The organism is Bradyrhizobium sp. SZCCHNRI20481, assembly GCF_032485055.1.
GTDB lineage: Bacteria > Pseudomonadota > Alphaproteobacteria > Rhizobiales > Xanthobacteraceae > Bradyrhizobium.
Genome location: NZ_JAUEUE010000003.1, coordinates 95,308 through 108,345 on the forward strand (window position 1 = coordinate 95,308; position 13,038 = coordinate 108,345).

The following is a 13,038-nucleotide window of genomic DNA, read 5'->3' on the forward strand; positions in this document are numbered from 1 at the left end:
GTGAAGAAGCACGGTGGCCGCGCAGAGCACGATGCCACTCCCCTCCCCCTTGCGGGGAGGGGTCGGGGGTGGGGGTCCCAGCAAAGACTTCCCGTGTGGACCCTCCACCCCAACCCTCCCCCGCAAGGGGGGAGGGAGTGCACCGTTCGCGGTACGAGAGCGGTGGTTCAAACGGGACACGGCTACCCCTCCTTCGGCACGAAGGCGCCGGGCGGGATGTTGCCTTCGACATAGGCGTAATACAGCGCGTCGAGCTGCACCCACAGCACGTTGGTCTTGAAGATCAGCGCGTTGCACACGGCGGCGCGCTGCTCCGGCGTGGTGGCGTGCTCCTTGACGTAATGCAGCGCGAAGTTGGCGTCGCGCGGCGCCTGGGTGAGACGCCGCTTGAAGTAGCTCATCGTGTCGTTGTTGACGAAATTGTAGTGCTCGAGCATGCCCGAGATACGCTCTTCATGGATGCTCGGCGCGAACAGCTCGGTCAGCGACGAGGCGATCGCCTCCAGCGGCGTGCGGTCGCGGCAGAAATGCACATAGGCTTCGACCGCGAAACGGGTAGCGGGCAGGATGCCCTCGGTGGATTCGACATAGTCCGTGTCGAGGCCGAGGCCCTCCGTGAGCTTGATCCAGCGCTCGATGCCGCCTTCGCTGCCGACGTCGCCATCATGATCCTCGATGCGGTGCCGCCATTCCAGCCGGGTGGCGCGATCGCGGAAGCGCGTCATCACCATCGCGTCTTTGATTGGGATCGTCGACTGATAGTAGTAGCGGTTCAGCGCCCAGGCCTGCACCTGGCCCTTGTTCAGCTTGCCGCCGTGCAGCAGCTTATGAAACGGATGCAGGTTGTGATAGCGCGTCGCGCCGATATGGCGAAGCGCCGCTTCCAGCTCGCTGGCACTGTTCAAGGTCACGCCCTTGCCGACCGACAGCGCCGTCATTCCACTCAGTTTCGCCTCACTCACAGCTCGATCTCCATCCCTTCAGCGGGGATTTCCCATCCCTCGCGTTCCAACGTTTGCCGCTCGGGTGAGGCGTGCAGCCACGCCGGATTGGAGTTGTTGATGTGCAGGAAGACCTTCCTGCCGATCCCGATATCCGCCAGCGACTTGATCGCGCCGCTTTCTCCAGACATCGCGATATGTCCCATGCTCTGCCCGGTCTTGTTGCCGAGTCCGGCCTGGATCATCTCGTCGTCGCGCCACACCGTGCCGTCGAACAGCACCAGGGGCGCGCCCTTCAATCTCGTTCTCAGATCATCGTCGACGCCGGCACAGGCGGCGATGACGTAGCAATATTGGCCGCCTTCGAGATCGGCAATCTTCAGGCCCAGCGTGTCGCCGATCGAGGAGCTACCGCCGGGATGCTGCTTGTCGCGCAGATACCACGCGCTCGTTCCCGAGACGGCGAAGGCCGTGACCTCCAGGCCCGAGGGCCTGCCGTCCTGCAAAAGCGGCCGGAACGGCACATCGATCACGATCGGCACGCGCTTGACGGTCTCGTCCTTCAGCACATCGAAGATGTTGTTCGATCTGAGGATCGCAAGCACCTTGGGATGCGCATGGATCGAAAATGGCGAGCTCTCGCGCATCGACAGCAGCCCCGTGACCGCGTCGATCTCGCCATTGGTCAGGATCACGCCGGCGATCGGACTGTGGCGCAAGGCGCCGGGCTTCGGATGCAGTTGCGGCGTTCGGGTGACCTGCTGACGCAGATCGGGCGAGGCGTTGATCAGGAACCAGTTGGCGCCATCGGCGCTGACCGCGACCGAGGCCTGGCTGTTGCTGATCTCGGGATGATCCGTGCGCGCGGCACGACACACGGGGCAGCCGCAATTCCACTGCGGCACTCCACCGCCTGCGGCGGCGCCCAGGACGACGAGGCGAAGCATGAGCCGTCTCCTGGAATTCAGCTGTGGTGGCGCACGCGATTACCAGCGGCAGGATGACCGACAGGCAAGCTGACCAACGGCCAGGATCGCCCGCAGGGAAGGTGACGAGGGTGGGACATCCGACCCGCGTACGGGCTGGCACATACGCGGTCGCTGATCCCCACCCTCAAGCGTCGACGTCCTGATCGCCGAGACCTGGACGTCACACCCGCGAATTATTTGCGGGCCGCGCAGGCGTACATGTTGATTTCCATGCCGACCGGCACTTCAACGATCTTCGGTGCTTTCCAGGCCATTGTCCTCTCCTTCAAGACGGGACGGTTATCGTCCTCAGCATTAAACTACCGTGCTACGAAAAGTTCGCCAGTGGAATCTTTTTGTTTGAGCCTCTCAGGCCTGTTTATTGCAGTGCGAAGTTGCAGATGCGAGTTGCTGCCGTTTTCGTCGGATTGAGCCGCGAAAACAACGAATTCGTGATCGATGGCTTCGCAACGCCGTACAATTCGGTCCCTAGCTTGAGGGGCTGAGCTGGCCGGATGAAGCAGTCGTGAGATGTTCGAGACTTCAAAACCCAAGCGCGCGACCCCATTGGAAGCTGATGATGCCTAGATATTTCTTCAACACACGGATCGGCGAGGAACTGGTCTCCGATACCGACGGCGAGGTGCTGCGCAGTCCCGACCGCGCCTGGGAAGTCGCGCGCGACATGATCAAGGAACTGCTGCGTACCGAAGGCGGCAACGCGGCGCTGATGACGGCCGTCATCGAGGTCACCGACGAGGACGGCGAGATCGTGCTGGAGTTCCCGTTCTCCGAAGCGATCTTCAACATGCCGGCGCAATCGATGACGCGCCATTGAGCGCAGAGCGGCCGCATCGCCGCTCCTCGAACGCTCGCATGTTTGCAGCCGGGGTCAGACCGAATGGCGCGGGCGCACGATGTCGCCGCGCGTGCTGGCGATGCCCATCTCGAAGCTGTCGGCGATGCGGCGGGCGCGGATGATGAAGAGCTCCGCGAGGTCGGGCGTGAACAGGTCGCGCACCGTGGCTTCGAACAGTTGCAGCCAGCGGTCGAAATGCGGCCCCTGCAACGACAGCAACAGATGCGGCCGCATCGGCGCGCCGCTGTAGCGGCCGGTCTTCAGGAACATCGACGACCAGAAATCGCTGATCCTGCCAATATGTTCGTCCCAATCCTCCACCGCACGGTTGAAGATCGGGCCGATCAGCTCGTCCTCCCGTGCGCGCCCGTAGAAGGTCTCGACCAGCAGGCGGATCGATGCGTCGTCGAGTTCCGGATGTTGAACGGCGAGGGGATGGCGGTCGGGCTGGGCGGCAGGCATGGTCATGCGCTGTATATAGGGGATGATAGCGCCGGTGGAAACGCCGGGGCCGCCACTCACGATCTCGCGGCGGCCCTGGCGTTCGGTCACGGCAGGCTGACGAACTCCACCCAGTTCGGCTTCTTGCCCACGGCGTAGGATTTCAGCTTCTCCAGCGCGCCGCCGGCGGCGTCGATCCGATACACCGTCATGCCGTTCGACAGCTCGCCGACAGCGGCGAGATAGCGCCCGGTGGGATCGATGGCGAAGCCGCGCGGCTGGGTCTCGGTCGGCACGCTGCCGATCAAGGTCAGGCGCCCGCTGGCCGCATCGACCTTGAAGCCGGCAATCGTGTTCGAGCCGCGTTCCGAGGCGTAGAGGAACTTGCCGTCAGGCGTCACGTGAAGATCGGCCGCCCAGGGTTTGCCGGTGAAGCCGGCGGGCAGGGCGGTGGTGCGCTGCTGCTCGCTCCAGCTGCCTTTCTCGGCATCATAGGCATAGACGGCGAGATCGGCGTTGAGCTCGTGCAGGAGGTAGATGAACTTGCCGTTCGGGTGGAAGATGAAGTGGCGCGGCCCTGACTTCTCCGGCGTCTTCACCGTCAGCGCATCCTTGGCCGTTAGCGCGCCGGTGGCGGCGTCGAAGGCGAAGCCGAGCACCTGGTCGGAGCCGAGATTGGTCGCGAACACGAAGCGGTTGTCGGGCGAGGGCAGGAAGGCATGCGCGTTCAGCCCGGTCGGGAGCACCTGGCTCGGCGCGGCGACCACGCCGTTGGCCTGGACCGGATTCGCCGCGACCTTGTTGCCGCCATAGGACGCGCTGAACAGCACCTTGCCGGTGCGGTCGAAGGCGATGTTGGCCATGCTGTCGGCGAGCGGGCCGTTGCCGACATGCGTGAGCTGGCCGGTCTTGGCATCGATCGCGAAGCTCTCCGCGAGGTAAGGCTGCGACCGCACACCGGCGATCAGCACCCGCTTGTCCGGGCTGACCGCGAGCGGGATCGACGAGCCCGGCTTGTCGACGCCGACGAAGGAAGCCGTCTGCACCGGGATCATCTCGCCGGTCGCGGCGTCGAATTTGAAGACGCTGATGTCGTTGCTGTCGGCGTTGCCGACATAGGCGTAGGTCTCGGCGTGGCCTGCGCGCGGCGCCAGCGTTGCTGCAGCGGCGAGAACGAATGTAGCGGCCATGATGGTGCCCGGTCTGATCATGTGGTTTCCCCCTTCGTGATGTTGTTGCTTGAGGTCTTAAAGTCGTTTGTGAAGCTTGACCAAGCTTGTTTCCGGATCGATCGATGCAGGATTGGCATTGATCGTCCCCTCGGTCCCGATCGGCGAGCGGGGGACAAGACCCATGCGCGTTGCTGCATGGGCTATCCCGGAGTGCCGCGCCTGGACGGCTTTCTCCCATCCAGCCCGCGCGCTAGAACAGCCATCCGTCACCACGGAGCTCCCCATGACCGAACTCTGGCGCCTGCCGGCTGCCGACCTCGCCGCCCTCATCAAGTCGAAACAGGTCTCCGCCCGCGATGCCGCGACCGCGGCGCTGGCGCGGCTCGATGCGGTCAATCCCGCGATCAACGCCGTGATCGACCATCGCCCCGAGGACGTGCTGCAGCAGGCCGACGCCATCGACGCCCGGCTGGCGCGCGGCGAGGATCCGGGGCCGCTCGCCGGCGTGCCGGTGACGATCAAGGTCAATGTCGACCAGGCCGGCTTCGCCACCACCAACGGCCTCAATCTGCAGAAGGACGCGATCGCGTCGGCACACAATCCGGTCGTCAACAACCTGGTCAAGGCCGGTGCCGTGCTGCTCGGCCGCACCAACACCCCGGCGGTGTCCTATCGCTGGTTCACCAGCAACCTCATCCACGGCCACACCAAGAATCCGCGCGACCCCGGCATCACGCCCGGAGGTTCGTCGGGCGGCGCCGGCTCGGCCACCGCGGCGGGCATCGGCCATATCGGCCACGGCACTGACATCGCCGGCTCCGTCCGCTATCCCGCCTATGCCTGCGGCATCCACGGCCTGCGCCCCACGGTCGGGCGCATCCCCGCCTTCAATACACAGTTCCCCGAGCGTCCGATCGGACCGCAGATCAGCGCCGTCTCGGGCCCGCTCGCCCGCACGATCAACGACGTCAGGATCGCGCTGGCGGCGATGTCGGCGCGCGACGTCCGCGACGTCTGGTGGATGCCGGTGCCGCTCGAAGGCCCGGAGCTGCCGAAGCGCGTCACGCTGTGCGTCAACCCGGACGGGCTGAACCCGGTGCCGGAGGTCGTGGCCGCCTTGCGCGATGCCGCCAGGCGGCTGGAAGCCGCCGGCTGGACCGTCGAGGAGGTCGCGGACACGCCGCCGATGCAGGAGGCCGCATTGCTGCAGACCCGGCTGTGGCTCGGCGACGGCTACGAGGCGCAGCTTGCGGCGGCCGAGAAGGAGGGCGACCCCGGTGCGCTCGCCTGCCTACGCGGCAACCGCGACAAGGTGCATCCGTTCGACCTGTCGCAGACCTTGGCGCGCCGAGCCGCATTGACCCGGCAATGGCTCCTGTTCATGGAGCAGCATCCGCTGCTGCTGATGCCGGTGTCGGGCATGCTGCCGTTCGCCGATCAGCTCGACCGCAAGGACGAGGAGTCCTTCAGGCAGGTCTGGCACGCCCAGCTCACGCAGATCGCGATTCCGTTCTTCGGCCTGCCGGGCCTGACGGTCTCGACCGGCATGGTCGGCCGCGTCCCGGTCGGCGTCCAGCTTGTCGGCCAGCGCTTTCGCGAGGACATGTGCCTCGCTGCCGGCGAGGCGATCGAGGCCGGCGGCACGCCGCCGTCGCCGATCGATCCGGTGCTGGGCTGATGGCCGGCATCACCGATTTCACGGCGACCTCGCTGTCCGGCGAGGAGGTGCCGCTGAAGCGCTTCGAGGGCCAGGTGCTGCTGATCGTCAACACCGCCAGCGCCTGCGGCTTCACGCCGCAATATCGTGGTCTCGAGGCGCTGCACCGGGCCTATGCGTCTCGGGGCTTTGCCGTGCTCGGATTTCCCTGTAACCAGTTCGGCGCCCAGGAGCCCGGCACGGCCGAGGAGATCGGCGCGTTCTGCGCCGGCAAGTACGACGTCACCTTTCCGCTGTTCGCGAAGATCGACGTCAACGGTGCGGACGCGCATCCGCTATACCGGTTCCTGAAGGGCGAGAAGACGGGCCTGCTGGGCTCAGCGATCAAGTGGAATTTCACCAAATTCCTGGTCGATCGCACCGGTCACGTGGTGTCGCGCCATGCGCCGACCACCACGCCCGAGGCGTTGAAGAAAGAGATCGAGGCACTGCTGTGAGCGACAACGAGACGACTGCGACCCCATTTCCTGACCGGCTGTCGGTCGATCCGAAGAGCCCCTATTACAATGCGGAGATCCTGTCGCGCGACGTCGGCATCCGCTTCAAGGGCGCCGAGAAGACCAATGTCGAGGAATACTGCATCAGCGAAGGCTGGATCCGCGTCGCCGCAGGGAACGCCAAGGACCGCCACGGCAACCCGCTGACCATCAAGGTCCACGGCCCGGTCGAGCCGTATTTCAAGGATTGAGGCGACTGCGCTGCGGGCCTCTGGTGGTCGTATCCGCCAACCTCTGGCCTCAGCGATGAGGCAAACCGCCAACCCAGGACTGGTCATGCCCGGGCTTGTCCCGGGCATCCACGTCGTCATTCCAGGCGCACGACATGGATGGCCGGGACAAGCCCGGTCATGACGGTGTGGAGAAGGGCGGGGTCGAAGCAGCTTTAGTCCCCGCGTCGCGATGGGTAATTTAGAACGTTGGTCGTAGATATTTGAGCGTCGTTCAAAATCATATTGAACGTCGCTCACATTCCGTTACACTCACCCATATCCGCCCCGTCGGCACCGGTCCCGACGCGCGACGTCCCCAGGCGTTTGCGCGATCGGACCCCTGCGTGCCGTCTCCGGCGAGATCACAGAGGGTGAAGACGATGTCCTATTCGGAACAAGATCTGCGCGCCGCAGCCGGGGCCGGCGCGATCGGGCCCGACGAGTTGCAGCGGTTGCTGACCTACCTCGAGCAACAGGCGAAGGCGGGTCCGGCGGCGCACGCCAAATTCGATGCCGCGCATCTGCTCTGGTACGCCGGCGCGCTGATCGTGATCGGCGCCATGGGCCTGTTCTCGACAGTGGCCTTCTCGCAGATGGGGGGCCGCGCCCTGACGGCCTGCGCGCTCGCCTATGCCGCCGCGTTCGGCTTCGCCGGCGACCACCTCTGGCGCCGCGACCTACGCGTCCCCGGCGGCCTGCTGATCGCCATCGCCGTGTCGATGGCACCGCTCGCCGTCTACGGCGTCCAGGCCGAATTCGGCTGGTGGGGCAAGTTCGGCAAGCCCGGCACGGTTCATGACTTCTACGTCTGGATCAAGGGCAGTTGGCTGTTCATGGAGATCGCCACGATCGCGGCGGGTGCGATCGCGCTGCGCTTCTATCGCGTGCCCTTCATCGTCGCGATCATGTCGGTCGCACTGTGGTTCATGTCGATGGACCTCACGCCCTGGATCTTCAATGTCAGCCATTTCGACTGGGAGATGCGCCGCATCGTGTCGATCTGGTTCGGCCTCGGCATTCTCGCGGTGGCGTGGATCGTCGACTACACCAGCCACAGCCGCGACTTCGGCTTTTGGCTGCACTTGTTCGGCCTGATGGCCTTCTGGGGCGGCGTCAGCGCCACCGAAGGCGCGACCGAGCTGGGCAAGGCGATCTACTGCCTGCTGAACGTCGGCCTGCTCGCGATCGCCGTCATCATCGTCCGCCGCGCCTACGCCGTGTTCGGCGCCATCGGCATCACCATGTATCTCGGCCATCTCGCCGACGTCGTCTTCAAGGATTCGCTGCTGTTCCCGTTCGCGCTGTCGCTGATCGGCGTTGCGGTGGTCGCGGTGGGGCTGGCCTATCACCGCAAGCAGCGGGTGATCGCGGAGTGGCTGGCCGCGAATCTGCCGGCGGCGGTGCTGCGGCTGCGGCCGTAGGGTTACTGAATGCCACGATTTGTTATCTTTGGGAGCTTGTCAGCGTCGAGAGGTAGTGAATTAGCTAGCCAGCTACTAATAATGCTAGGGCTTCCATCCCGTCTTGAAACCGAGCGCTCTGGTCATTTTAAATGTGTCGCAGCATTGCACTCCGAGCGTTCCGCATACGTCTGGAATATGCCGGTTTTGTCTCACTCGCTTGGGTTTCGAAACTTCGGTCGTAACGATGCATCGATCTTTAGGAGAAGCTAGTGCGTACGAAATGAGAAATGGATCTCGCCCCAGTGCCGGAAGCTCATCTTCGGTAAGGTCGGGAGCATATCCGCGGCTGATCACTTCCGCCACCAACGCGGGGTCACTTTGAGCGTCGAGCACGATTGCCTCTCGAACATCTTTGTCTGAAATCCAGCCAAAAAGCAGGTCCTTCTCATCGTCCGTGCCTCCATCTTTCACTTCTTCGAAGTTCTCGATGGGGATTTTCAATGAGCCTGCAGCGCCTTGGTAGGCTAGCCAGCTCCAAAATTCTGGTACCGTATCGACGGGGTAGTAAAGTGTATGAGCTGTAATGAGAACATTCGCATCCAGCAAATACAGCATGGCTTAAGCGGCTCTGCCGCCAAAAGCTGCGTCACTCAACAGCGGAGAGACGCTTCGTGGCTTGACGCCTAAGATTTGGCTCGCGCGGGTAGGGCTTAAAGTTCCTTCGTTTAAAGCTCTCAAGACGGTATGCATCAGGGCGCGCCCCAAACGATGTCGCCGAACAACGTAGTAATTTGGCCCCGATGAATCTTGATCTCGCTCCTTTTGAGCGTCTCGACTCCTCCGCCATTGAGTAGAAAAAAAATGTGTGATGGCGCGCCACGTCTCAACTGTGATTTTGCCCTTTCGCAGGAGGCTGTACGCAACCATCGATCCGCTTATGTGACGCTTCCTGGCGAACTCCGAAATCTTCGAAATTGTCTCTTGCTGCGATTCGCCCTTCTCAATTTTCAGTGTGTCCAGCTCGGCGTCCGAAAGGAAGAATAGATTGGCAACGGTGTTGCAAAACTTTTCGGTTTCCACGTCAGAAACCTTGCCGCTTATGCCGCTGGCGCCAAGCCAAATGTGCGCCAATTCATGGATCAGCGTGAACGACCAGGCTGTTCTTGCATCCTGGTCGTTGACAACAACGAAGGGGGCAATTTCATCCGCAAGGGCGAAACCTCTGAATGCTTCCGCATCTATCGCAGTATGATGGCTGCCCAGGTTGCCAATCAGTAGGACAAAAACTCCGGCCGCTTCAACTTTTGCTCTCAGGTAGGCAAAAGCGAGCTCAGGAGTAGGCCTCGCGCGAAATTCCTCGCGCTTCATTCCGGTAATGTTGACTATGCTTTCTAGAACAGCCGTCGGACCGTCCTTGATTGATTTCGAAGCAACGAATGCCAGCGGAGCGGATTCGTCGTCTACGAGGATCTCTCGGACTGCAGATTGCCTTGCTCTCACATTGCGCACGAGAACTGAGATCAAAATGTCCGAGTCGGGATCTCTATCCGGGATGTTTCGAAAATCTTCCGGGCGGGCGCCCTGCGCTGGTCTGCTTTTCATGTAGAAAGCCACTAGAGGACGTCTATATTGTTGTGACATCCTGACGAGCAGAGGTCGTGACGGACTCAGTACGCCTTTTTCGTAGGCCTCTAGCTTCTCGGCGCCGGTCATGTTTTTGCTAGGGTTTATGCCCAGCTTTTTGACAGCCTCGTCAGGCGTAAGCCCAGCGGTCTCGCGCGCCCAAATCAGAATATCTGGATTCACGTCAGGCATGTTTCGAACATCGCATAAAGCCAATTTGGCGAAAACCCATCAAGTCAGCGCAACAAACGTATCCCTCGATTCTTAAAGATTCCGAAGGGGCGGACTGACCATGCGACTATAGAATCCATTATCATAACACTCCAGAGGGTGTTTCGACCCCGGCCGGGTAGCAGGGGGGAGTACCTTGGACCGGTGTGAGTTTGTGTCACGCCTCGTACCTGCTCAAGGCAAATTCCGCTTGGTTTTTCAACGCTCCTGTTGGTTGAAGGACGACGCCAAATCTCCTCTTCTTCCGAATTTCGGGGTAGTCCACGCGGCTCGAAGCGTTCCATCTGAGTCAGCGAAGCGGTTCCCCAGAGCGCAAGATTTGTCCCGCGGCGTGTCGGGACTTGCCGGTCTGGGCCGTCCTTGGACCAACACCGGGCCTGCACCCGTGCAGCTCCCGTCACAACCGAAGCCGGAGCAACATCCATGCGGATCATCGTCGAAACCACCGTCACAGCCCCGATCGATCAGGTCTGGCGCGCCTATACGACGCCGGCCGATATCGTGAAGTGGAACGCCGCGTCGGACGATTGGCATACGACCAAGGCCACGGTCGACCTGCGCGAAGGCGGCGCGTTCTCGTCGCGGATGGAGGCCAAGGACGGCAGCATGGGGTTCGACTTCGCCGGCACCTACACCAAGATCGTCGAGCACAAGCTGATCGCATACGCCTTCGGCGACCGGCAGGCGGAAGTTCACTTCGAGCCCGGCCCGAAGGGTGTTGTCGTTCGCGTCGTCTTCGATGCCGAAACGACCCACTCGGTCGAGCAGCAGCAGGGTGGCTGGCAGGCGATTCTCGACAGCTTCGCGCGGCATGTGGAGGCGACGCAGAAGGCGTTGTGAGCGGCGCCCAGATCTTTCCGCTTGACAAATTCCGAAAATCAGCAATGATGCATGCATCCTGCCTCATCGCAGAGGGGCGTACGCGTCGTCACGAACGTCGGGGCAGGGATGCGGTGGCCGTGGAGATGTCGGGTGACGACCGGCGTCTGTGCGGACGGAGAAGTCGTGTGGTCCTGGCCTCTCGACGCTGAGGTCAAGTCCGCAAGCGTTGCTTGACGGCACGCGCGGGCGATGGGGGCAAGAACGCCGATCCCCAGGGAGAGCACGAAGGACACCGTTCAACCATCGCGCAGGGAAGGCCGGAATGCACCGGTCGTACCTGTGGTTCCTGCCCCGTGCACTTTTTCCCGCACGGGGGCCATGGGTTGCGGCCAGCACCCGGTCTTCCCTGCGCCCTCTGTATTTGATGAGGGTGACGTGTTTCGCAGCACTCGGGCGTCAGGCGCCGCGAGGCCGCGGTCGCACGTCCTCCAGCTGTTTGAGATGTGAAAGCGGTTTTCCTACAGCGTCGTCCCGGCGAACGCCGGGACCCATACTCCGCGGCGGATGTGGGACGCGAGGTCTAACGACGAGTCCGCCCCAAATCACGTCCTGGGGTTATGGATCCCGGCGTTCGCCGGGATGACACTGACTTTGTGGTTCGCGTGGTTCGTCCCATGCGCCGTATAGGGGACCAATTACGACGACAGCCGCATATCCAGCAGCCGCCGGCCCTCGGCGCGCAGCAGCTTCTTGACCGCGCTGGAGGCGACGACCTCGCCGTCATTGGCATAGGCTTCGTGGTTCTTCTCGATGTCCTCGAGCCGATACAGATAGTTCACCATCACGGTCGCGGATTCGCGCTGGCCTTTGGACGAGAGGTCGCCGAGCCAGTTGATGCGCTCCAGCCTCGCGCCGTTGCCGAGGTGGAAGCGGGCGACGGGATCGATCACCTTTCCCTTCGACGTGCGCGCCCTCAGGAAGTAGTGCGCGGCGAGCGGCTCGATCACGGGGCGCAGCTCGGCGGACATCTCGGCGTCCTCGACCCAGCGCGGCTCGTTCAGCAGCTTGAGCACGTTGCGGTCCTCTTCGGTCGCATCGGCCGTCGACTTCAGCCAATTCATGAAGCCCGGCACCGGCGACAAGGTCACGAAGGTGTCGAGCTTCGGCAGCTCGCGCCTCAACTCCTCCACCACTTGCTTGATCAGGAAGTTGCCGAACGAGATGCCGCCGAGCCCGCGCTGGGTGTTGGAGATCGAATAGAACACGGCGGTGCGGGCGCGGTCGGCCGGCACCGGCGGACGGTCGACCGCGAGCAGCGGCGCGATGGCGCCGGGGATCGTCTCGGTCAGCGCGATCTCGACGAAGATCAGGGGCGCGTCGGGCATCGCCGGATGGAAGAAGGCGTAGCAGCGGCGATCGACCGGATCGATGCGGCGGCGCAGATCGTCCCAGTCGTGGATCTCATGCACCGCCTCGTAGCGGATGATCTGCTCCAGAATGTTCGCCGGCGTCGACCAGTCGATCTTGCGCAGCACGAGAAACCCCCTGTTGAACCACGAGCTCAAGAGATGCACCACGTCACGGTCGAGCGCGGCGAGTTCCGGATTGGCCTTCAACAGATCCAGGAGATCGGTGCGCATCGCCACCAGCTCGGGCGTGCCGCCCGGCGCGCGGTTGAGCCGGCGGATCAGCTCCTGCCGGCGCGGCTCGGAGGCGAAATGCAGCGCGCTCGCGCCTTCGTCCGACGGCGCCGCACGCCAGTCGTCGATCGCCTTGGCGAGCCTGGCCTTGTCGGGCCCGAAATCATGGACCAGCGCGGTGAAGAACGCCTTGCGCCCCTCGGGGTCGAGATCGTGATAGCCGTCGAGCACGTCGCGGGCCATCGCCGTGCCCGAGGCCTCGCCGGCGCCGGACACCAGCGCCTCGCACAGCTCGGCCAGGCTCGTCGCATCGTGCTTCTCGACAGGGGCGCCGCCGCCGCGAAGCAGCGTCCGGCCTCGCTCGGAAATTGTGGTGATCAGGTCGGTGAAAAAGGCATTGGCCATCTGATGTCGGTCGAATCCCAGAGCGTGATGAAGGCGATGTTACATGGATTTATGGCAAAGCTGGCGACATTCAAACATAACAAATCGTCAACGCCGCCGTCGCGGCG

Annotated in this window: 14 protein-coding genes; 6 read left to right on the forward strand and 8 right to left on the reverse strand. The window is 63.1% G+C overall.

The genetic code is table 11. The features are described 5' to 3' along the window. Positions 1 to 182 precede the first annotated feature (182 nt). The 3 genes from pqqC to pqqA all read right to left on the reverse strand — a co-directional run bounded on the left by pqqC (position 183) and on the right by pqqA (position 2,184). The gene (pqqC, locus tag QX132_RS05110; protein ID WP_409999327.1) at positions 183 to 938 is read right to left on the reverse strand and encodes a pyrroloquinoline-quinone synthase PqqC; all 756 of its coding nucleotides are present in this window, start codon (positions 936 to 938) and stop codon (positions 183 to 185) included. A gap of 20 nt (positions 939 to 958) precedes the next feature. After that, a complete protein-coding gene (gene pqqB, locus QX132_RS05115) occupies positions 959 to 1,888 on the reverse strand; it encodes a pyrroloquinoline quinone biosynthesis protein PqqB (protein ID WP_315811657.1) in 930 nt (309 codons plus the stop codon). Positions 1,889 to 2,103: 215 nt separating this feature from the next. Continuing rightward, positions 2,104 to 2,184, reverse strand: a complete 81-nt coding sequence (gene pqqA, locus QX132_RS05120; protein ID WP_012029362.1) for a pyrroloquinoline quinone precursor peptide PqqA — start codon at positions 2,182 to 2,184, stop codon at positions 2,104 to 2,106. Between the two features lie 305 nt (positions 2,185 to 2,489). On the opposite strand from pqqA, the gene QX132_RS05125 reads away from it, so the two are divergent. After that, positions 2,490 to 2,747 (forward strand): DUF6894 family protein, encoded by a 258-nt coding sequence (locus QX132_RS05125; RefSeq protein WP_315718026.1) that lies wholly within the window; start codon positions 2,490 to 2,492, stop codon positions 2,745 to 2,747. A gap of 54 nt (positions 2,748 to 2,801) precedes the next feature. Here QX132_RS05125 and QX132_RS05130 read toward each other — a convergent pair whose 3' ends face one another. Together QX132_RS05130 and QX132_RS05135 are read right to left on the reverse strand one after the other, a co-directional pair. Further along, the gene (locus QX132_RS05130) at positions 2,802 to 3,236 is read right to left on the reverse strand and encodes a group III truncated hemoglobin (RefSeq protein WP_316160505.1); all 435 of its coding nucleotides are present in this window, start codon (positions 3,234 to 3,236) and stop codon (positions 2,802 to 2,804) included. A gap of 80 nt (positions 3,237 to 3,316) precedes the next feature. Next, positions 3,317 to 4,420: a lactonase family protein gene (locus QX132_RS05135; protein WP_316160283.1), complete on the reverse strand. Its 1,104-nt coding sequence runs from the start codon at positions 4,418 to 4,420 to the stop codon at positions 3,317 to 3,319. Between the two features lie 244 nt (positions 4,421 to 4,664). Here QX132_RS05135 and QX132_RS05140 point away from each other — a divergent pair, with 244 nt between their 5' ends. From QX132_RS05140 to QX132_RS05155, 4 genes are all read left to right on the forward strand, one after another. Further along, a complete protein-coding gene (locus QX132_RS05140; protein WP_316160284.1) occupies positions 4,665 to 6,059 on the forward strand; it encodes an amidase family protein in 1,395 nt (464 codons plus the stop codon). Further along, positions 6,059 to 6,535 carry a glutathione peroxidase gene (locus QX132_RS05145; protein ID WP_316160285.1) on the forward strand — a complete coding sequence of 159 codons (477 nt, stop codon included), beginning with the start codon at positions 6,059 to 6,061 and terminating at the stop codon, positions 6,533 to 6,535. The genes QX132_RS05140 and QX132_RS05145 overlap by 1 nt, the downstream gene beginning before the upstream one ends. Further along, a complete protein-coding gene (locus tag QX132_RS05150) occupies positions 6,532 to 6,786 on the forward strand; it encodes a DUF3297 family protein (RefSeq protein WP_315718031.1) in 255 nt (84 codons plus the stop codon). Before QX132_RS05145 ends, QX132_RS05150 begins: the two co-directional genes overlap by 4 nt. Positions 6,787 to 7,187: 401 nt before the next feature. Beyond that, positions 7,188 to 8,228, forward strand: coding sequence for a hypothetical protein (locus QX132_RS05155; RefSeq protein WP_315775933.1), 1,041 nt, complete (start codon positions 7,188 to 7,190; stop codon positions 8,226 to 8,228). Between the two features lie 84 nt (positions 8,229 to 8,312). Here the strand turns inward: QX132_RS05155 and QX132_RS05160 are convergent, their stop codons facing one another. Continuing rightward, positions 8,313 to 8,825, reverse strand: coding sequence for a DUF4411 family protein (locus QX132_RS05160; protein WP_315775934.1), 513 nt, complete (start codon positions 8,823 to 8,825; stop codon positions 8,313 to 8,315). A 3-nt stretch (positions 8,826 to 8,828) separates the two neighbouring features. After that, a complete protein-coding gene (locus tag QX132_RS05165; protein ID WP_315775935.1) occupies positions 8,829 to 10,025 on the reverse strand; it encodes an XRE family transcriptional regulator in 1,197 nt (398 codons plus the stop codon). A gap of 462 nt (positions 10,026 to 10,487) precedes the next feature. Between QX132_RS05165 and QX132_RS05170 the strand changes: the two genes are divergently transcribed. Continuing rightward, complete coding sequence (locus QX132_RS05170) at positions 10,488 to 10,904, forward strand: SRPBCC family protein (protein ID WP_315775936.1); 417 nt, start codon at positions 10,488 to 10,490, stop codon at positions 10,902 to 10,904. Between the two features lie 677 nt (positions 10,905 to 11,581). Here the strand turns inward: QX132_RS05170 and QX132_RS05175 are convergent. After that, on the reverse strand, positions 11,582 to 12,931 hold the full coding sequence (locus QX132_RS05175) for a malonyl-CoA decarboxylase (protein WP_315775937.1): 1,350 nt from the start codon (positions 12,929 to 12,931) through the stop codon (positions 11,582 to 11,584). Positions 12,932 to 13,038 lie beyond the last annotated feature (107 nt).

Bases quoted from the DNA above. Each gene is read 5' to 3' on its own strand.
- pqqA (WP_012029362.1), bottom strand. From the start codon at position 2,184: ATGGCCTGGAAAGCACCGAAGATCGTTGAAGTGCCGGTCGGCATGGAA.
- QX132_RS05140 (WP_316160284.1), top strand. From the start codon at position 4,665: ATGACCGAACTCTGGCGCCTGCCGGCTGCCGACCTCGCCGCCCTCATC.
- QX132_RS05145 (WP_316160285.1), top strand. From the start codon at position 6,059: ATGGCCGGCATCACCGATTTCACGGCGACCTCGCTGTCCGGCGAGGAG.
- QX132_RS05135 (WP_316160283.1), bottom strand. From the start codon at position 4,420: ATGATCAGACCGGGCACCATCATGGCCGCTACATTCGTTCTCGCCGCT.
- QX132_RS05165 (WP_315775935.1), bottom strand. From the start codon at position 10,025: ATGCCTGACGTGAATCCAGATATTCTGATTTGGGCGCGCGAGACCGCT.
- QX132_RS05130 (WP_316160505.1), bottom strand. From the start codon at position 3,236: ATGACCATGCCTGCCGCCCAGCCCGACCGCCATCCCCTCGCCGTTCAA.
- QX132_RS05125 (WP_315718026.1), top strand. From the start codon at position 2,490: ATGCCTAGATATTTCTTCAACACACGGATCGGCGAGGAACTGGTCTCC.
- pqqB (WP_315811657.1), bottom strand. From the start codon at position 1,888: ATGCTTCGCCTCGTCGTCCTGGGCGCCGCCGCAGGCGGTGGAGTGCCG.
- pqqC (WP_409999327.1), bottom strand. From the start codon at position 938: ATGACGGCGCTGTCGGTCGGCAAGGGCGTGACCTTGAACAGTGCCAGC.
- QX132_RS05155 (WP_315775933.1), top strand. From the start codon at position 7,188: ATGTCCTATTCGGAACAAGATCTGCGCGCCGCAGCCGGGGCCGGCGCG.
- QX132_RS05160 (WP_315775934.1), bottom strand. From the start codon at position 8,825: ATGCTGTATTTGCTGGATGCGAATGTTCTCATTACAGCTCATACACTT.
- QX132_RS05175 (WP_315775937.1), bottom strand. From the start codon at position 12,931: ATGGCCAATGCCTTTTTCACCGACCTGATCACCACAATTTCCGAGCGA.
- QX132_RS05170 (WP_315775936.1), top strand. From the start codon at position 10,488: ATGCGGATCATCGTCGAAACCACCGTCACAGCCCCGATCGATCAGGTC.